14 protein-coding genes and 1 pseudogene are annotated in these 18454 nt (G+C 42.9%); 9 read left to right on the top strand and 6 right to left on the bottom strand.

What is annotated here, in order from left to right; genetic code table 11:
- Positions 1–330 precede the first annotated feature (330 nt).
- Positions 331–1917, bottom strand: a complete 1587-nt coding sequence (locus A7325_RS08775; RefSeq protein ID WP_068407094.1) for an isocitrate lyase — start codon at positions 1915–1917, stop codon at positions 331–333.
- 745 nt (positions 1918–2662) lie between these two features.
- Between A7325_RS08775 and A7325_RS08770 the strand changes: the two genes are divergently transcribed.
- Positions 2663–3652 (top strand): LysR family transcriptional regulator, encoded by a 990-nt coding sequence (locus A7325_RS08770; protein WP_068407091.1) that lies wholly within the window; start codon positions 2663–2665, stop codon positions 3650–3652.
- A gap of 371 nt (positions 3653–4023) precedes the next feature.
- Positions 4024–5412, top strand: coding sequence for an NAD-dependent succinate-semialdehyde dehydrogenase (locus A7325_RS08765; RefSeq protein ID WP_068407089.1), 1389 nt, complete (start codon positions 4024–4026; stop codon positions 5410–5412).
- Between the two features lie 141 nt (positions 5413–5553).
- On the opposite strand, the gene purN is transcribed toward A7325_RS08765, so the two are convergent.
- A complete protein-coding gene (gene purN / locus A7325_RS08760) occupies positions 5554–6231 on the bottom strand; it encodes a phosphoribosylglycinamide formyltransferase (RefSeq protein ID WP_068407270.1) in 678 nt (225 codons plus the stop codon).
- 23 nt (positions 6232–6254) lie between these two features.
- Positions 6255–7304 (bottom strand): phosphoribosylformylglycinamidine cyclo-ligase, encoded by a 1050-nt coding sequence (gene purM / locus A7325_RS08755; protein WP_068407086.1) that lies wholly within the window; start codon positions 7302–7304, stop codon positions 6255–6257.
- A gap of 373 nt (positions 7305–7677) precedes the next feature.
- On the opposite strand from purM, the gene A7325_RS08750 reads away from it, so the two are divergent.
- The 3 genes from A7325_RS08750 (at position 7678) to A7325_RS08740 (ending at position 10598) form a co-directional block, all read left to right on the top strand.
- Positions 7678–8784: an AI-2E family transporter gene (locus A7325_RS08750; RefSeq protein ID WP_068407083.1), complete on the top strand. Its 1107-nt coding sequence runs from the start codon at positions 7678–7680 to the stop codon at positions 8782–8784.
- A gap of 217 nt (positions 8785–9001) precedes the next feature.
- Positions 9002–9805 (top strand): DnaA regulatory inactivator Hda, encoded by an 804-nt coding sequence (gene hda / locus A7325_RS08745; protein WP_068407080.1) that lies wholly within the window; start codon positions 9002–9004, stop codon positions 9803–9805.
- 94 nt (positions 9806–9899) lie between these two features.
- On the top strand, positions 9900–10598 hold the full coding sequence (locus A7325_RS08740) for a DUF2057 family protein (RefSeq protein ID WP_068407077.1): 699 nt from the start codon (positions 9900–9902) through the stop codon (positions 10596–10598).
- Positions 10599–10757: 159 nt separating this feature from the next.
- On the opposite strand, the gene A7325_RS08735 is transcribed toward A7325_RS08740, so the two are convergent.
- Both A7325_RS08735 and A7325_RS08730 read right to left on the bottom strand, forming a co-directional pair.
- The gene (locus A7325_RS08735) at positions 10758–11246 is read right to left on the bottom strand and encodes a Dps family protein (RefSeq protein ID WP_068407074.1); all 489 of its coding nucleotides are present in this window, start codon (positions 11244–11246) and stop codon (positions 10758–10760) included.
- Positions 11247–11626: 380 nt separating this feature from the next.
- Positions 11627–12292 (bottom strand): YcxB family protein, encoded by a 666-nt coding sequence (locus A7325_RS08730; protein WP_068407072.1) that lies wholly within the window; start codon positions 12290–12292, stop codon positions 11627–11629.
- Positions 12293–12825: 533 nt separating this feature from the next.
- Between A7325_RS08730 and serS the strand changes: the two genes are divergently transcribed.
- The 3 genes from serS to A7325_RS08715 all read left to right on the top strand — a co-directional run bounded on the left by serS (position 12826) and on the right by A7325_RS08715 (position 16904).
- Positions 12826–14112: a serine--tRNA ligase gene (serS, locus tag A7325_RS08725; protein ID WP_068407068.1), complete on the top strand. Its 1287-nt coding sequence runs from the start codon at positions 12826–12828 to the stop codon at positions 14110–14112.
- Between the two features lie 279 nt (positions 14113–14391).
- Complete coding sequence (gene tkt / locus A7325_RS08720) at positions 14392–16389, top strand: transketolase (protein ID WP_068407065.1); 1998 nt, start codon at positions 14392–14394, stop codon at positions 16387–16389.
- Between the two features lie 314 nt (positions 16390–16703).
- On the top strand, positions 16704–16904 hold the full coding sequence (locus A7325_RS08715; protein ID WP_068407062.1) for a hypothetical protein: 201 nt from the start codon (positions 16704–16706) through the stop codon (positions 16902–16904).
- 160 nt (positions 16905–17064) lie between these two features.
- On the opposite strand, the gene A7325_RS08710 is transcribed toward A7325_RS08715, so the two are convergent.
- Complete coding sequence (locus A7325_RS08710; RefSeq protein ID WP_068407059.1) at positions 17065–17670, bottom strand: YceI family protein; 606 nt, start codon at positions 17668–17670, stop codon at positions 17065–17067.
- A gap of 319 nt (positions 17671–17989) precedes the next feature.
- On the opposite strand from A7325_RS08710, the pseudogene A7325_RS08705 reads away from it, so the two are divergent.
- Positions 17990–18454: pseudogene (locus A7325_RS08705) on the top strand (RNA-guided endonuclease TnpB family protein); the annotation flags it as partial.

The raw sequence follows: 18454 nt of genomic DNA, 5'->3' as shown, positions 1-18454 counted from the left end.
TGTCTTCAATTCAATTGATGGACATCTAAATGGGCTAAAAATGGCTAAATTTTGCCAAACTTCATCAAATAGCTAGGTAATATCCCGATATTAACGGCGCTATTTTCCTTGTTTGACTGCAATTTATCTCATTTTTATCACCATTTTTAAAATGAAGACACGCCCTAAATAGCTGTTAAAAAAATTTAATAGCTATTAATTAAATCGCTTTTTAATAACGCTATCGTTTTATACAGGGAAATTATTTAAAGTCAAAAAAAACCGCCCTACAAGGTAGGACGGCTTTCTTATATCGGGTACTTATAAAATGTACTTATAAGTAATCGGACATTAGAACTGGTTCATGGTGTTTTTGCCACCACCAGCTTTAAGGGCGTTTTCACCCGAGAAGATTTCTTTGTGATCATCGCCAAGGTCAGAACCCGCCATTGCTTGGTGTTTAACACAAGCGATGCCTTCACGGATTTCTTTACGTTGGACGCCAGCTGCATAAGCAAGCATACCTTCTTCACCGAAGTAGCCTTTAGCAAGTTCATGAACGCTAAGTGCAGTGGTGTGGTAAGTAGGTAGCGTGATTAGGTGATGGAAGACACCCGCTTCGCGTGATGCGTCACGTTGGAAGTTCTTCGCAGCGATGTCAGCAGCTTCATCAAGCTCAGTACCGTCGTAATCAGCACTCATCAAGTTGTCTTTGTTGTAGCTTGATACGTCTTTGCCTTCTTCTTCCCACTGAGCGATAACTTGCTTACGGAAGTTTAGCGTCCAGTTGAACGATGGGCTGTTGTTGTATACAAGCTTCGCTTTTGGCTGCTCTTCTTTAATACGGTCAACCATCATTTTGATGTGTTCTACGTCTGGAGTAGGTGTTTCGATCCATAGTAGATCAGCACCGTTTTCTAGAGCGGTTACACAGTCAAGTACGACGCGGTCGATGTTGGTTTCTTCGCGGAACTGATATAGGCCGTTAGCTAGACGCTTAGGACGAACCAATTTGCCGTTGTGCTTAAGAAGGCTGTCATTTTCTTTTGCTTCTTCGATGGTCACTTCTTCCATTTCTAGGAAGTCGATATATTGAGAAGCAAGGTCGCCTGGCTCATTTGATACTGGGATTTTTTGCGTGAGTGATGCGCCCTCACTATCAGTACGTGCAACGATAACACCGTCTTCAACACCTAGCTCTAGGAATGCATAACGAATCGCATTGATTTTTGCGATGTAGTCTTCATGCGGTACGGTGACTTTACCTGCTTGGTGACCACACTGTTTTGCGTCAGATACTTGGTTTTCAACCTGGATAGCACAAGCACCCGCTTCGATCATTTGCTTAGTTAGCAAGTAAGTCGCTTCTTCGTTACCGAAACCTGCATCGATATCAGCAATGATTGGCACAACGTGTGAATCGAAGTTTTCGATTTTTTCTAGGATAGCTGAAGTGTCTTGACCCGCTTCTTCTGCAGCGTTTAGCTCACGGAAGTAGTCGTTTAACACTTTAGCATCAGCTTGACGTAAGAAAGTGTAGATTTCTTCGATTAGTTTAGGCACAGACGTTTTTTCGTGCATAGATTGGTCAGGTAGTGGACCAAACTCAGAACGTAGGGCAGCAACCATCCAACCTGATAGGTAGATGTACGTTTTAGCGGTAGTGCCAAAGTATTTTTTCTTAGCATACATGGTTTGCTGAGCAACAAAACCATGCCATGCACCTAGAGATTGCGTGTACTGAGACGTATCATTGTCATAATCTTCCATGTCTTGACGCATGATTTTTGCAGTATACTTGGCGATATCTAAACCAGTTTTGAAACGGTTTTGCATCATCATACGTGCGGCATCAGTCTCGCTGATATTCTGCCAGTTACCGTGCTTTTGCTTTAGTTCACGTACTAGATCAATCGCTGATTTATATGCAGTTGACATCTATAGTCTCCTTGGTGGGGTGGGGATTAAAGGGGATGTAAATTACTTAAGTAAAATATGCAGATAAGTGTTGCTGATAAAATAATGATTCTTGGAAAGAACTACACTGGCAAAAGTAAAGTTTGGGATATAAACCTTTTGCCTGAGCAATCTTTACTAAACTATAAGAAAATGATTATAAAAGCAAATAAAACCTGTCTTATTGGTCAGCTTTTATTTTTTAGATTTAATTGACGCTGTTTTAGTTAAGATGTGCTTGCCAGTTAAACCACTTATTACCCTAGAGCGTATATAGCATCAATTCAAGCCTAAAAACTGCCGCGAGCAAAACGCCAAATTTATAAAAAAACGGCTTGCATAATAGGGCTTACGTAATAAGTTTTCTATCCATCTTTTAGTATAAAAATGCGATAAAATAGCAGGCATCATTGATTCGTTAAAAGCCGTGCTGATGGCATAAGATTTAAAAATGACTTATCAGCGCTTGCTAAGCACTATAGCTAGGTTACCCTGATTTATCTAGTTTATGATTATTATCTTGGGTATTTCATTTGGTTATAGTATAGATATAACAATGGCTTGAGCAGGGTAAACTGGGGTATAATAAGCGTATATTAAAATTATTTAGATAGAAAAACGCTTGATTTAAGCAGTCGCAAAACAATTTTGTAAAATAATAGAATGGAAGATGCCGCGCTTTTTTAAGCTTGTGGTGGCATTTATTCTACGGTAAAGAGAAATAGATATGAATTTGCAGCGGGTTGATTTGAATTTGTTGGTACATTTAGATGTACTACTGCGTGAAAAAAACGTCACACGTGCAGCTGAGCAGCTCGGCATTACCCAGCCGGCGATGAGTAATATTTTGCGGCGCCTACGTAAGTTGTTTAATGACCCGTTATTGGTGCGCTCATCGGAAGGTATGACGCCGACCGAGCGCGCGCTTGAGCTGCAGCCACGTATTCGTGAGATATTAGCAGATTTGACGCAAGTGCTTGAGCCGCGTACTGAGTTTCGTCCTTATAGTACCTCGCGGGTTTTTCGTATTATGACCTCAGATTATGCTGAGGCGACTTTGGTGCCAAAACTGGTGAAAGCGCTACGTTCTGAAGCACCCAATGTGATTTTGGATTTTTTGACGCCATCTGATGTCTCCTACCGTGATATGGAGCAAGGGCGCGTGGATTTAGCGATTAACCGTTTTAATGAGATTCCGCAAAGTTTCCACCAAGTATTGGTTTGGCGCGATACATTTAGCTGTCTGTTATCCGCTGAAGGGCCGTATGCCAATCGTTTTAATTTAAAAAACTATCTCAAAGCGCAGCATGTTTGGGTGTCCAAAACAGGTATGGGCGTTGGCTTTGGGGTCAATCCAGAAAAATCGGGCGGGCTTGGTTCTATCGATCAGGCGCTGCAACGCCTAGGACAGAAGCGCCAAATCAGCGTCTTTACCCGTCACTATCAAATGCCAGCGATGCTTGCCGCCAATAAAGACTTAATTGCGACCTTACCGACGCGGGTGGCGAGAATGCAGGCCAATAATGACAGTATCATTATGGAAGAGCCGCCGTTTTTTATCCCTGAGTTTGAGCTGACGATGGCGTGGTCACCACTGTTACAGCACCATCCAGCGCATCGTTGGCTACGTCAACTGATTATGCATGTGGCGCGACAAGTGGTTGCCGAAGAAGAAAATCCGCCGCCAGAGATTCCAGTCATTAACCATTTGTTTTAGCACAACTTTTAAAAACCAGCGCATTTATCATGGGCTGGTTTTTTTATTGCCTCCATTTTTATATCAAGGTTTTTAAATTAAGAAGCTCTTTGAATCAAAAGGTTCTTTAAGTTTAATTTCTTAAAATAAAGTCAGTTTTTATAATGGCGTCACACTATTAACATCTTACGCACACTTCTTCATAACTTGTAAAACTACTGCTGGTGCATTTTGTTATGCTAAATGGACATTAAGAAAAAAGACAACTAAAGCGAGCATTGTTAAGTGATTCGATAGTATCGACACACTTAATGATAGAGTATTTCCTAGTCATCATGGCTCGTTTAATAAGTATCCATTACATAATAAGTAAATAAATAAGGACAATTATCATGGCAGATATTACCACTGTGAACCCAGCAACAGGTAAAGACATTAAAAATTACACTTATATGAGCGATGATGAAGTGAACAAAATCATCGATGCCTCGCACGCAGCGTTTTCAAAATGGCGTTTGGTTAGTGCCGATGAGCGCGCCAAAGTCATTAACTCGATTGGCGAGACGCTAATGAAGTATAAGGACGAGCTTGCAAAGCTAATGACTGAAGAGCGTGGTAAGACCTTAGAGGCAAGCTTAGCTGAAGTAGATTTATGTAAAGCGATTTGTGATTTTACCGCGGGTGAAGGCGTCGCTGCTTTAGCTGACGACGAACGCGATATCGAAGGCATTAAAAAAGGTCTAATCAGCTATGACCCTATCGGTATTATCTATGGTATCCAGCCGTGGAACTTCCCAGCTTACCAAGTATTCCGCTATACCATTGCTAACTTGATGGCCGGTAACAGTATCCTGCTTAAGCACGCATCCAACGTGACTGGCTCAGGTCAATTGATTGAAAAAATCATGCAAGAATCTGACTTACCGGAAGGCTTATTCCGTGCCTTGATTATCGATCATGATCAATCTGAAAAAGTGATCCAGCACGAAAAAGTACGCGGTGTTACCTTAACGGGTAGTGATGTCGCTGGCCGAGTAGTGGCGCAGCAAGCCGCAAAAGTACTGAAAAAGACGGTTATGGAACTTGGCTCGAATGATGCCTTTATTGTGCTAGAGGATGCCGACTTAGATCTAGCAGCAGCAACTTGCGCCCATGCACGTTTATACAATAATGGCGAAACCTGTATTGCCGCCAAACGTTTTGTCGTCGTCGATAGCGTGTATGATAAATTCCGAGATTTGGTGATCGAAAAATTCAACAGCTATAAAGTTGGCGATCCAATGGAAAAGTCAACTGACGTAGGTCCGATGTCGAGTAGCAAACAGCGCGATACCTTGCACAAGCAAGTGCAAGAAAGCGTAGATAAAGGCGCGACCATTACGATCGGCGGTGAAGTACCTGATAAGCCAGGCGCATTTTACCCACCAACGATTTTAGAGAACATCAAACCAGATCAACCTGCTTATAAAGATGAGTTATTTGGTCCCGTTGCCGCGCTTATTCGTGCCAAAGACCAAGACGATGCTTTCCGTATTGCCAATGATAGTCGCTATGGTCTCGGCGGTGCTATATTCTCAAAGGATGAAGAGAAAGCGATCAATTTAGCGCAGCAGCATTTCGATACGGGGATGGTTTATATCAATGGCTATAATTTGGTCAATCCAGGTCTGCCATTTGGTGGCGTGAAGGATTCAGGCTATGGCCGTGAACATGGTGGCTTTGGTATCAAAGAATTTGTCAATATTAAAGCAGTACATGTGGTTAATAAAAAACCAGCTTAATGATTGAACTGCTTTAGATTTATCATTTGAAATGCCTCGTTATTAAGTAACGAGGTGTTTTTTTGCTATATATTATCTTTGAATTAAGCATAAAAAAGCAGAACCCGTTATGGATTCCGCTTTTTAGTTTATTAAAAAAGCTTAATAATCTAACCATAGCTTTAACGGTAAAGCCGGTAGATAAGATGATTTAGTATCCTCAGGCGGATGATCTAAGTCAATAATGCCCTTAGCAATCAGTAATAGGGTCCACGGTAAGAGTTGATGCTCACCTTTTTGTACGCGTGCTTGCAGGCTATCCGCAGTGTCTTTGTAATTGACTTCAAGCAGCGCTTGGGTCAACACCGCACCGGCATCAAGCTCTGCAGTTACTACATGAATACTACAGCCGTGATGGCGTTCACCTGCTTGTATCGCGCGCTGATGGGTATCTAGGCCCTTATAAGCAGGCAGCAGAGCAGGGTGCAGGTTAATCATTGGCGCAGGCGAATTATCGATAAATGAGCCGCTTAACACGCGCATAAATCCTGCAAGCACAATCACATCAGGCTGCCAAGTGGTTAATTGAGCATTAGCATGGGTTTCAAAGGTTTTGATACCCATGCGTTTGCCGCTAGCAACGTGAGATAAGACGGCGACTGGAATAGCAGCGTCATTGGCACGTGTAATGGCATAAGCATCTTCACGGTTGCTAATGACGCCAACAATTTCAATCGGTAGCGCGCCAGCTTGCGTGGCATTGATTAATACTTGTAGGTTGCTACCGCTACCCGATACCAAAACAGCGACGCGTAACGGCTTAGCGGGTTGCTTTGCCATGCTTTTTAAATTGTCGTCTGGCATTAACGGTACACCACGGCGTCCGCTTCACGGCTAACCATTTCACCCAATTTCCAAGCTTTTTCGCCTGCATCATTTAAGGTCTTGATGGCCGTCTCAGCTTTGTCTTTAGGTACAACGATGACAAAACCGACGCCGCAGTTAAAGGTACGGTACATCTCGCTTTGCTCAATATTGCCTTGGGTTTGTAGCCACGTAAATAGCTCTGAGAACTGCCAGCTGCTCGTATCAATACTAGCGGCTAAATTATCTGGTAGTACACGCGGCAGGTTATCGGTTAAGCCGCCACCAGTGATATGCGACATCGCATGTAAGGCTGAGCTACCAAGGCTATCTTGCAAGGCTTTAATGGCTTTAACATAAATACGTGTCGGTGCCATCAGTGTATCCTGAATAGGCTGACCATCTAATTGCTCATCGCTTGTCGTGACATCAACGCCGCTGACTTCGATGACTTTACGTACCAATGAGTAGCCATTAGAATGCGCGCCGCTTGAAGCAAGGGCAATCAATACATCGCCCTCGCCGACGTTTTCACCAGTGATGACTTCCGCTTCTTCGACTACGCCGACGCAGAAACCTGCTAGGTCATAATCATCGTCTTGATACATGCCCGGCATCTCAGCGGTTTCGCCGCCGATAAGCGCGCAATTTGATAATTTACAGCCTTCGCCAATGCCCGTGACAACAGTTGCCGCGACATCGACATCAAGCTTACCAGTCGCATAGTAATCCAAGAAGAATAATGGCTCAGCACCGCAAACCAATAAATCATTGACGCACATGGCAACTAAATCGATACCGATGGTGTCATGACGGTTTAATTGCAAGGCCAATTTGAGCTTGGTACCGACACCGTCAGTGCCCGAAACCAACAACGGTGAGGTATAACCAGTCGGAATACGACAAAGCGCCCCAAAACCGCCAAGTCCGCCCACAACCTCAGGACGAGAGGTGGCTTTTGCCACTGATTTAATACGTTGCACCAACGCATCGCCGGCATCAATATCAACGCCAGCATCTTTGTAGCTTAAAGAAGGCTTGTTACTCATGGTCATCTCACAAATTTATAAGGAATGAAGGTCTGTCAGTAGAAAAGCGGATCGGTCGTGTTAATTTTGCAGATAGTGCGCGCATTATACCCAAAAATGACCCTTAGCCGCAAAGCAACTTGCCAATATTTGGCGGATATTTGCAGAAGAGAGCTAATAAAGCTGTCTTAGGTGCAATAAAAAATTAAGAAACAAAAAATGACTGATTTTTTGTTCGACTCTGCGATAATAGAACGCCAAAGTCGTTGGCAAAACCTACGACGATGACGCTGCTAATGACCATGACAAATATAAAGTTGCTGAAGACATATTTCAGTGAATAAATCATCAGATGCCAGTATTTTACATTGACTTAATCGTAGGGTTACCCTTAATGATAAACCAACCAATAGATCCCTTTTTTCGGCGCTTATTTATCGTCGTTGCGATTGTTATAGCGGTATTTTTATTGTATTTGATGATGCCGGTCATCGTGCCGTTTGTCGTGGCTTTTGTGTTGGCGTATTTGTTTAATCCGCTGGTCAAGCGTTTATCAAAATATATCAAGCGCTGGATGGCGATTATTATTGTTTATTCGACGATTACGCTTGGTATGGTGCTGCTGCTTTGGTGGTTAATACCGACTTTATGGCATCAACTGCAAGCGGCGTGGGAATATCTGCCCAAAGTATTAAATTGGTATAACCAAGTCGTGCGTGAGTGGTTTATCAATAACAGCCGTATTCGTCTGCCAGAATTAGAATCCAAAGGCTTTTCTGATACCTTGGTTGATTATATGCAGACCAATTATAAGTTCGCTGATGCCAGCAGCATGATGAGCCAAATTTTGGCCTCTAGTATGAATTTTATTAACAACGCTGGCTTGATTGTACTGGTGCCGATTTTAACCTTTTATTTCCTATTTAATTGGGATCAACGTCTGCATACTTGGAAGATGGCAATTCCGGCGCCTTATTGTAAAAAGGTGATTGCCATTGCTAAAGAATGCGATCAAGCCTTGATGGCATTTATTAAAGGTCAGTTATTGGTCATGGTATTATTGGGCGTCATTTATGCCGTACAGCTCCAGCTTATCGGGCTTGAGCTTGGTTTGATTATTGGTATGGTGGCTGGTATCGCAAGCTTCGTGCCGTATTTGGGCTTTGGTATCGGTTTTATCGCCGCGATTATCGCCTCTTTATTCCAATTTGGTCTGGATTGGACTTATCTAGCCTTAGTAGTTGGTGCGTTTTTGGTCGGACAAGCGGCAGAGGGTTATATTTTACAACCGTTATTGTTGGGCGACAAAATCGGTTTATCGCCGTTATGGGTTATATTTGCCGTATTGGCAGGGGCGAGTTTACTTGGCTTCGTCGGTATGCTGATTGCGCTACCGGTATCCGCTGTCCTCAACGTCTTATTCCGTCATTTGTACGCCTATTATCGATCCACTGACTTTTATAAAGGCCGTAAACAATTGGCGTTATTTGAAGAAAAATAAATCGCCCAGACAGTCTATGAATAATGATAGATTGAGCTTAATGGGTAAAAGACTTGTCAGTCATTTTGCAAATATGTTATATATAGGCGCAGTATTAACGGTATTTGCCGTTATTAGGTTGGCTTTGCTAAATGTGAAAGTTAGCAAAGCCAGTTTACAGAATATTAGTCGTTTAGCCTTTTTAGTGATTGCGCTACGCAAACCGAGTTGATGATTCATGGCAGAAGCACAGCTAAGTCTCAATCTGGACATTAAGCATGATGCGAGTCTCAGCGACTTTGCCGGTCCAGGTTGGATGTCTATTATCGATGCAGTGCGGCAGCTACATGTCGGCCTGATAGGTCAGTTGTACCTATTTGGTAGCCCAGAGACGGGCAAGTCGCACTTATTATCCGCCATCTGTGAGTCGTTTATCGAGATGGACAAATCAGCGATTTGTCTGTCATTGAATGAGCTGATTCATACCGATGTCAATGTTCTATCCTCTTTAGAAAATTTTTCCCTGATTGCGATTGATGATTTAGAAGTGCTTGAGCAAAGCAGTCAATGGCAAGAAGCCTTATTTCACCTAATTAATCGTAGCCGAGAGGGGCAACGGCAGCTGATTTTTGCCTCCAACAAACCTGCGACCGAATTACCGTTTCAGTTAACAGATCTCCTCACCCGTTTGGCGCAGTCACCAAGCTTTAAAGTGCCAACCGGTCATGATTTGGCAGACCGTCAAGCTTTGCTACAATCTATCTTACGCCGCCGCGGTTGGCAGTTTGATGAGCGTATTATCAATCATCTACTCACCGAAGGGCCGCATCGTATCGGCGCTATGATGGACGTCCTAAATTACATTCAGCCAATGTTTTCTAACCTTGGTCGTAGTAATATATCCAAAGCGGTCATTAGCGATGCGCTGCGCACGATTGATGAGCAGACGCTCGCCGCCGAGCTTGCTGATATCGCCCAAGAAACGCAAGGTGACAATGAGGTCGCTAATCAAGATCAACATACCATGCCGCTCGACTTTTAACCTTTCGTTTTTTGACCTTTAGCTTTTAATAATTAGTTTTTAATGTTCATAGACACGCCCTTTATACGCCACCTTACTATCTCTGGAATAACTTATGAAACCAAACGCTTCTTTGCTAAAAAAACTGACTGTTGGCTCCTTATTAATTGCTGCAGGCTCAGTATCGATGTTATCGCACGCGGCAGTGACCTTGCTTGTTGATGACCATATCAAAGTGACCGCTATCAATGGGCAAGAAATCCAGCAAAGCCCGTTTCAGCCGCTGACGAAGTCGTTTACCTTAGAGCCTGGTCAGCATGCGATTACCGCTAAATATGATCGCTTATATAACTTGCGCCGTGATGAGCACGATTATTTGCGCTCGGGTAATGTGAGTGTGACGGCTGAATTAAAAGATAATCAGACCTATCGTCTCGTTATGCCCAATCAGCCAGAAAAATATGAAGCAGCAAGAGAGTATGCCAAGCGTCCAACCCTAGCGGTGCAACAGAATAATACAGTAGTTGCCAGTCAGCAAGCTTTGGAAGGCAGCCAAGGTGGTTTGCTATCAGGTTTGGGTAAAACATTGGGTGGTGTATTTGGCGGCGCAAATGATGCTGAGCTACAAAACCAACGTGCCATTGCTGCGTTAGGTCAACCTACTGCCAGCACTGTCAATACAGGTGCTGTGACCACAGTTCAGCAAACGACAAGCGCTGCTGCCTCTACCAGTACTTTAGATCAGTTTATGCAACTTTGGTTACAAGCAACGCCAGCAGAGCGTGAAAAAATACGCCAGTGGATTGAGAAGTAGAATAGGTTCAGCTATTGAAAGAGCTTAACGTTTATCGATTTTTAGCAAAGCGAACACAAAAAAAGCACCTAAATTAGGTGCTTTTTCCTTACTTACTATTTATTCAGTTAATAAACGAATTGAGTGATAAATGGTTTTATGTATTTATCTGTTTAGCCGTTATTTAGCCAAAAAAGCGTTATACATCCAAATCAGCTTTTCTTGCTGCTGTACGTACTCATCAACTAAGTCTGCTGTACCTTGGTCTTCCGCTCGTTCTGCCAATGCTGACACTTCACGTTGCTCTTCAATCAGTGCTTGTAGGCCAGTCACTACCCCTTGCACGCAAGCATTACCGTCTTTAACGTTTTTATCTTCTTGAATGTTGGTATGTTGACTAAAGTCGCTATAAGCATGCAGTGGCGTGCCACCCAAGGTTAAGATACGCTCAGCGATTTCATCAATTTCTACTTGCAAATTGGTATATAGCTCTTCGAACTGTGGGTGCAAGGTGAAGAAATGCTCACCTTTTACGTTCCAGTGATAACCACGTACGTTGATATAAAACATATGATAGCTTGATAATAAGTCGTTTAACTTATCAATCACTTCGCTCATATCCGCTTTTTCTAGACCGATTTGGTTGGTTGCATTATTAGTATTACTCATAATATTATCCTTATAGTTTGAGTGTTGATTTAAGAGATTGGTTATTTTTATAAACTTAGACTTAATCATCTAAGGCAAATGTAGAAGTCTAAGAGTGTAGCAAGTCATATCCTGCATTGCTATGCTCGTTATATATCTTCTACAGGTTTTTAGGTATCTATACCTTGTCTGTTTATGCTTATTATAATAGCAAAGATACTATGATAAGTTAAATTCAATTAATCTAAGTCTGTGATTGATTTGATAGAATTATAAAGTCACAATATCCACGCTATTCATACTATTTTATAAAGCCAACACCTATACAAGTTTAATGCTGAATTATAAAAAACGACTAACCACAGCACTCTAAAAGCCACTTCTTAATTTAAAAGTCACTTTTATAGTTTTGCAGGTGGCTGTAAGTTTTCAGGGTTTAAGCCTTTAACGGCAATGACTTCTTGTAGGTGCTGACGTACGGTATCGATTGGGAATTTTTGCGCTTGTAAACGCTTAGGAATGATTTGGCTGCCCTGTTGACCTTTTAGCTCAAACATCATGAAGATGTAGTCATCGGTTTCATCCCAGCTTTTGACGGCGCTCCAAGGAATAACCGCTTGCTGAGTGCTACCAGCACGCATCTGCATACCGCGCATCTGATTGCTATTAAACATGTCAGGCTGATTGACTGGCATTGCCATGACTAAACCATGCTTTTGCACGCCCAATTTCATCTGACGCATCTCATCAGGCATTTCTTGGTCAGCAACTTGTTTTTCAAACTCTTTTTTGACATACCATTTAAAGCCAAGGGTACGTACCAATAGATAAATGACCACCGCCGCTAGCATAAGCCAAAAGATAATGGTCGAATAACCAGTTAAAAAAACCAAGCCCGCGATGGCTAATATGACGACGACTGCCATAATAATCCACTCTTTCATCTTAATACTCGACAGACCAAACGACGGGCTGGCACTGGCAAATAGCTCATATTGGGCTTGATGAAATTCGGCCTCGGTTAGGTTTAAGGCGACAGGTTGAAGCGTGTAGGGGTACAGGGCCATAAAGGTTTCTCAGATACGTATTTTAAAAGCGTGGGATGAAAAGCGCCAAAGCGAGGCTGCGATGCCATACTTAGCGATGCTTGGCGGAAAGTAGAATAAAGATATGCGCTTATCTTACCGAAAACTGCTCTTAAATGAAACATATAAGCGGGTCTGTCGACCAATAGCTCGGTTATTTTTCAGATAGCATCCTTATTTATACTAAGGTCAATGAGAGAACTTGATGTATAAGAGCATGATGTGACTTTTATTATTTGTTATTTAACCCATAAAGCTTGTGCAAAGAAAGTGCTAGACTGTGGCAAAATATAGCCAAAACATGGTCAAATCTGCTCGGTATTGGTATGATAGTGACTATTATTTATTATTCAGATTGACGTGGCCTTATGGCAAAGCTTTATAGTGGTTTTATAAGGCTTTGCGCGCTATTTTTTGTTTTATCTCATTTATGGCTAGTGATATCTAAGCACTATACTTGGCTACTATTTTCCCTTTTTATTTCTTACTCACTTTTGGCGCTACAGGCAACTATTATGATTGACCCAAAACTCTTACGCGGTGATTTAACGGATTTACAACAGCAGCTGGCCACGCGTGGTTATGTGCTTGATATGGCGTTTTGGCAAAGTATCGAAAACGAACGTAAGTCTTTGCAAGTCAAAACCGAAAAGCTGCAATCGCGTCGTAATGCCGGTGCTAAGCAAGTGGGTGCGCTAAAAAAATCGGGCGCAGATGCCAGCGAACTGTTGGCTGAGATGCAAAGTGTCAGCGGTGAGATTAAGACAGCTGAAGATGAGCTGCGTACCTTGCAAGAGCGTATTAGCCAAGCGGCCATGCAAATCCCAAATATCCCAGCCGCCGATGTGCCAGTCGGGACATCAGAAGATGATAACGTCGAAGTGCGCAAATGGGGAACGCCGCGCGCGTTTGATTTTGAGATTCAAGACCATACTCATATCGGTGAGACGCTAGGTATGCTTGATTTCGAAGCCGCTGCAAAGCTGACTGGTAGCCGTTTTAACGTCTTAAAAGGTCAGCTTGCGCAACTGCATCGTGCCTTGATTCAGTTTATGCTCAATACCCATACCATCAAGTACGGCTATACTGAAACCTACGTGCCTTATATTGTGAACGCTGAGAGTTTAAAAGGTACGGGTCAATTGCCGAAGTTTGAAGATGATTTGTTTAAATTGACCAATCATACCAATAACGAAGGTACAGATTTTTATCTGATTCCAACGGCCGAAGTGCCCATGACTAACTTGGTACGCGGTGAGCGTTTGGATATCAAAGAGCTGCCGTTAAAATTTACCGCCCATACGCCATGTTTCCGTAGTGAAGCGGGCTCGCATGGTCGCGATACCCGTGGTCTAATCCGTCAGCATCAGTTTGAAAAAGTTGAGATGGTCAATATCGCTACCGCTGAGCAATCAGATGACTTACTTGAGGCGATGACGGCACAAGCTGAGTACATTTTGCAGCAGTTGAATCTGCCGTACCGTGTGGTCAAACTATGTACTGGCGATATGGGCTTTGCCGCTCAAAAAACTTATGACATCGAAGTGTGGTTGCCAAGCCAAGATACTTATCGTGAAATCTCAAGCTGCTCAAACTGTGGCGACTTCCAAGCTCGCCGTATGGGCACGCGCGTTAAAGATGGCAAGCAAACCAGCCTAGCGCATACGCTAAATGGTTCAGGTTTGGCAGTCGGTCGTACGTTATTGGCAGTGATGGAAAATCATCAAAATGCTGATGGTAGTATCACCATTCCTGAAGTATTGCGTCCGTTCATGGGCGGAGTTGAAACCATTTTAGCTTAATGATTTAGTTTTTTATCTAAACTGCGGGTTGGTTGCTGACTCGCGGTTTTTTCATACGTATTGGTTTAATAAAACTGATACGAATGATTGTTAAATACAAACGCTTCTGTCAGCGCATTTTTAGATTGCCAGATGGCAAATATGTTAATATTGCATGTGATTTTATAGTCTATCTTTTGATGACATCCATTGTATTTTTGTCGTATTTCTGATGGATTGCCCTCTGAGTAACCCTTTCTCTTATGCTCCATACTTTTCATTCGAATATTAGGACACTCTATGCCGACCCCAATTAATGAACGCAAACTTGCCAATGCCATCCGTGTACTGTCGTTCGACGCGGTTCAAAAAGCCAATTCTGGACACCCAGGCGCGCCGATGGGCATGGCTGATATTGCCGAAGTATTGTGGCGCAAATTTTTAAAGCACAATCCTGCTGACCCGCAATGGCACAACCGCGATCGCTTTGTACTATCAAACGGTCATGGCTCGATGCTCATTTATTCCTTGCTGCATTTATCAGGCTATGATGTCAGCGTTGATGATTTAAAAGGCTTTCGTCAGCTGCATTCAAAAACTCCAGGCCATCCTGAACTTGGCTATACGCCAGGGATTGAAACCACAACGGGTCCACTAGGTCAGGGTATTGCCAATGCCGTTGGTTTTGCGATTGCAGAGAAGACACTAGCGGCGCAGTTCAACCGTGACGGCCATAACATCGTTGACCATCATACTTATGCGTTCTTAGGCGATGGCTGCTTGATGGAAGGTATCAGCCATGAAGTTTGCTCATTGGCTGGCACGTTAGGTTTGGGCAAATTGGTCTTTTTCTATGATGATAATGGCATCTCAATCGATGGCGATGTCGAAGGCTGGTTCACTGATGATACGCAAGCGCGCTTTGAGGCCTATGGCTGGCAGGTCATCAAAGTCGATGGTCACGATACCGATGAGATTACCAAAGCCACTGAGCAAGCCATTGCTGAGACCGCTAAGCCAAGCTTAATTATTTGTAAAACGACGATTGGTGCGGGTAGCCCGAACAAGCAAGGCTTAGCAGCTAGTCATGGTGCGCCGCTTGGTGATGATGAAATCGTCTTGACCCGTGACGCTTTAGCATGGACTCATGCGCCGTTTGAATTAGATGACGAAATCTATGAAGCATGGGATGCTAAAGCTAAAGGCGACGTACAGCAAAAGAACTGGGATGCGGACTTTGAAGCCTATAAAAAAGCCTATCCAGAATTGGCAAGCGAGCTACTACGCCGCTTAAACGGTGAATTGCCAGCGGATTTTGAAAGCCAAGCACAAGCCTATATTCAGCAAACGCAAGAGCAGGGCGGTGATGTTGCCAGTCGTAAAGCCAGTCAAAATGCGATCAATACCTTACAGCCGTTACTACCAGAATTGTTGGGCGGTTCAGCGGATCTGGCAGGTTCAAACCTTACACTATTTAAAGGCGCGAAAGGCATCGAAAAAGATAGCGATGGCAACTATATCTATTATGGCGTGCGCGAGTTTGGTATGACCGCGATTGCCAATGGTATCGCGCTGCATGGCGGCTTCATCCCTTACGTGGCAACCTTCCTGATGTTTATGGAATACGCGCGTAATGCGGTACGTATGGGCGCACTCATGAAGCAGCGTGTGATTCATGTTTATACTCATGACTCTATCGGTCTGGGTGAAGATGGCCCGACGCATCAGCCAGTTGAGCAATTAACGAGCTTACGTACCACACCAAATCTACGCACATGGCGTCCGTGTGATGCGACCGAATCTGCTAGCGCTTGGGTTGAAGCGATTAAGTCCGAAAACAATCCATCAGCATTGATCTTTAGCCGTCAAAGCTTGCCACATCAAGCACGTGATAGTGAGCAAGTCGCTAACATCGCTAAAGGTGGCTATGTGTTAGCGAAAGAGGAAGGTGAGCTACAAGCGATTATCATCGCGACAGGTTCAGAAGTTGGCTTAGCTATGCAAGCGCACGAGACGTTAAGTGCAAATGGCGTTGGCGTGCGTGTGGTCTCTATGCCATGTGCCGAGATTTTCGTAGAGCAAGAGACGAGCTACCGTGAAGCGGTATTGCCAGCTAATATCCGCGCCCGCGTAGCGGTAGAAGCAGCACATGTCGATTACTGGTATAAGTTTGTCGGTCTAGATGGCAAAGTTATCGGAATGACGACTTATGGTGAATCAGCGCCTGCTGATGAGCTGTATAAAGAGTTCGGTATTACCACTAACGCTGTGGTTGATGCAGTAAATAGTTTGGTGTAATAAACCTAACTTAGTTAGCGTTTAAACAAGAAAGAGCTACTAGAGAAATCTGGTGGCTCTTTTTTTTGTGATTAACTTTTGGTTTTGAAATATTATAAAAGCCCTGTAAATAGATTGCTGGGTAGGTTAGTGTCGAAACATAATGCACCATGAGTCGTTAAATGGTAACGCAAAGTTCGACCAGCCGCTCTATAACCAAGCTTGATGTGTTGTTTTATAGTTGACCGTTGTTAGTGTTATATCTAGTTCGCTAATTTAAAGCGAGCTTAAGGACGTGTACCTGTTTTGTACTGGCACGTTGATTAATAGACAAGGTGCGTCAAAAAGAGCTGGATAAAGTAGACAAGCTGCGTCAAAAAGAACAGGATAAAATTGATAAAAAGATTCAGGCAATGATAGACGATATCAACCAAAAGGCGATGAAAAAGCAAGAAAAAATAGATACTAAAATTCAGAAAAGAAGAAATAAAATAGATAAGACTGGTATAGCAGAAGAGCAAATATGGCAGTACTAAAAACGTTAGAAAATATATTTTTAATATTTAATCGATTTTCGAGTCATTTTTAGGTCATAATATTTTTAAATAATTAAGCGTTTCTGTAAGTATCGTCTTAAAAATCTATGGTGTTATCTACCCAACTTAGAAATTCTAAGTTGGGTTTTTTGTCACTTAATCAATTGGCTGCAATCAGCTTCCCTGATATCTCAAGGGGGATGATATTGCTAATCAGTTTCGGGAAAGCTGTCACTCCATAGCTATAGCGATCGACCATACCTGTCGCGCGAAACTTTAACGTCGGTTGAGAGGTGGCGGGGTCAATCTCTACATCAGATAAAGTCACTCTTACCGTTAACGGTTTGGTTTGACCTAAAGCGGTAAAGTCGCCCGTGACATTGGCTTCTTTCGGCGTAATCATCTTGATCTTTTTTGAGACAAACGTCATCGTCGGATATTGCTGCGTATTGAGCAGCTCTTTACGGCGCAAAAAAGAGTCACGTAGCTTGCGCTCGGTATCGATGCTATCGGTATGCACGGTAAAATTAATGGTCGTACTCTCAGGCTTTTTGACGTCATAATTGATCGATCCATTTACTTTACGAAACTTACCGTCAGTGGTCGCCTTGCCTAAATACTTGACCTCAAAATCAGCACTGGTCTTAGGCACGTCCAGTTTCCACTTTTGTGGCATCGTGTTGGCGGCGACTCCCATTATAGGCAAAGATAATAATAAAGAGGTACCAAGCGTAATCTTTAACAAAGAGGCGGCGCGAGTATTCATACGTATTATCCAAAGGGTGGTATTAAAGTCGTCAGTATTGAACATGCTTTTAGGGCACAACTGAGCGTTATAGCTGAAATAATAATACGATAGCCTACTACAATTGTGCTGTTTCAATGTATTATTAAAGTTATGAGCGATTTAGAAGTAAGACTTACACTTTACACTGGCTTAGCGCTTAAAATAACCAATTTGACTTTTTATCAAAAAGCGCTGTAAAACCACGTCCCTTCTAGGGCGTGGATATCAGGCGTCAGCTATTGTCGCTCAGCCTTAAAACAGACTTGTCACCCAAACTTATTAAGACCATAATCACTCTATGAAAACGCTCAAGTGTCGCATCAAAGACAAACACGCCAATCAGCTAAATAAACTGGCTGGTGCGGTTAATTTTGTGTGGAACTATGTGAATGACTTGAGTTTTAAGCATCTTCAACGCACCAATCATTTCTTTTCAGCTTATGATATTGCGGCTTATGTAAAAGGTAGTGGCGAGTTTTTGAATTTGCACAGTCAAACCTTACAAGCCATCACCGAAACCCATGCTAAATCTCGCAAGCAATTCAAAAAAGCCAAACTAAACTGGCGAACCAATAACCCAAAATCTAAGCGTAAATCACTTGGTTGGATTCCTTTTAAAAAAGCAGCAATCAAATACTTAGGTGTCAAAAAATCAGGAAAGAAAAGTCTTAAATCCACCATTCAATTTAGCCTGGCTAAAGGCAAGAAGCTGACCATCGACGTGTGGGATAGCTATAATCTAGCACTCTACACCATCAACACC

Source organism: Psychrobacter sp. SHUES1 (genome assembly GCF_001652315.1).
GTDB lineage: Bacteria > Pseudomonadota > Gammaproteobacteria > Pseudomonadales > Moraxellaceae > Psychrobacter > Psychrobacter faecalis.
The sequence above is the reverse complement of the archived record's forward strand: the minus strand, read 5'-3'. Positions and strand labels throughout refer to the sequence as shown.

Coding starts and splice junctions, on each gene's coding strand:
- A7325_RS08775 (WP_068407094.1), bottom strand. CDS start 1,917: ATGTCAACTGCATATAAATCAGCGATTGATCTAGTACGTGAACTAAAG.
- A7325_RS08770 (WP_068407091.1), top strand. CDS start 2,663: ATGAATTTGCAGCGGGTTGATTTGAATTTGTTGGTACATTTAGATGTA.
- A7325_RS08765 (WP_068407089.1), top strand. CDS start 4,024: ATGGCAGATATTACCACTGTGAACCCAGCAACAGGTAAAGACATTAAA.
- purN (WP_068407270.1), bottom strand. CDS start 6,231: ATGGCAAAGCAACCCGCTAAGCCGTTACGCGTCGCTGTTTTGGTATCG.
- purM (WP_068407086.1), bottom strand. CDS start 7,304: ATGAGTAACAAGCCTTCTTTAAGCTACAAAGATGCTGGCGTTGATATT.
- A7325_RS08750 (WP_068407083.1), top strand. CDS start 7,678: ATGATAAACCAACCAATAGATCCCTTTTTTCGGCGCTTATTTATCGTC.
- hda (WP_068407080.1), top strand. CDS start 9,002: ATGGCAGAAGCACAGCTAAGTCTCAATCTGGACATTAAGCATGATGCG.
- A7325_RS08740 (WP_068407077.1), top strand. CDS start 9,900: ATGAAACCAAACGCTTCTTTGCTAAAAAAACTGACTGTTGGCTCCTTA.
- A7325_RS08735 (WP_068407074.1), bottom strand. CDS start 11,246: ATGAGTAATACTAATAATGCAACCAACCAAATCGGTCTAGAAAAAGCG.
- A7325_RS08730 (WP_068407072.1), bottom strand. CDS start 12,292: ATGGCCCTGTACCCCTACACGCTTCAACCTGTCGCCTTAAACCTAACC.
- serS (WP_068407068.1), top strand. CDS start 12,826: ATGATTGACCCAAAACTCTTACGCGGTGATTTAACGGATTTACAACAG.
- tkt (WP_068407065.1), top strand. CDS start 14,392: ATGCCGACCCCAATTAATGAACGCAAACTTGCCAATGCCATCCGTGTA.
- A7325_RS08710 (WP_068407059.1), bottom strand. CDS start 17,670: ATGAATACTCGCGCCGCCTCTTTGTTAAAGATTACGCTTGGTACCTCT.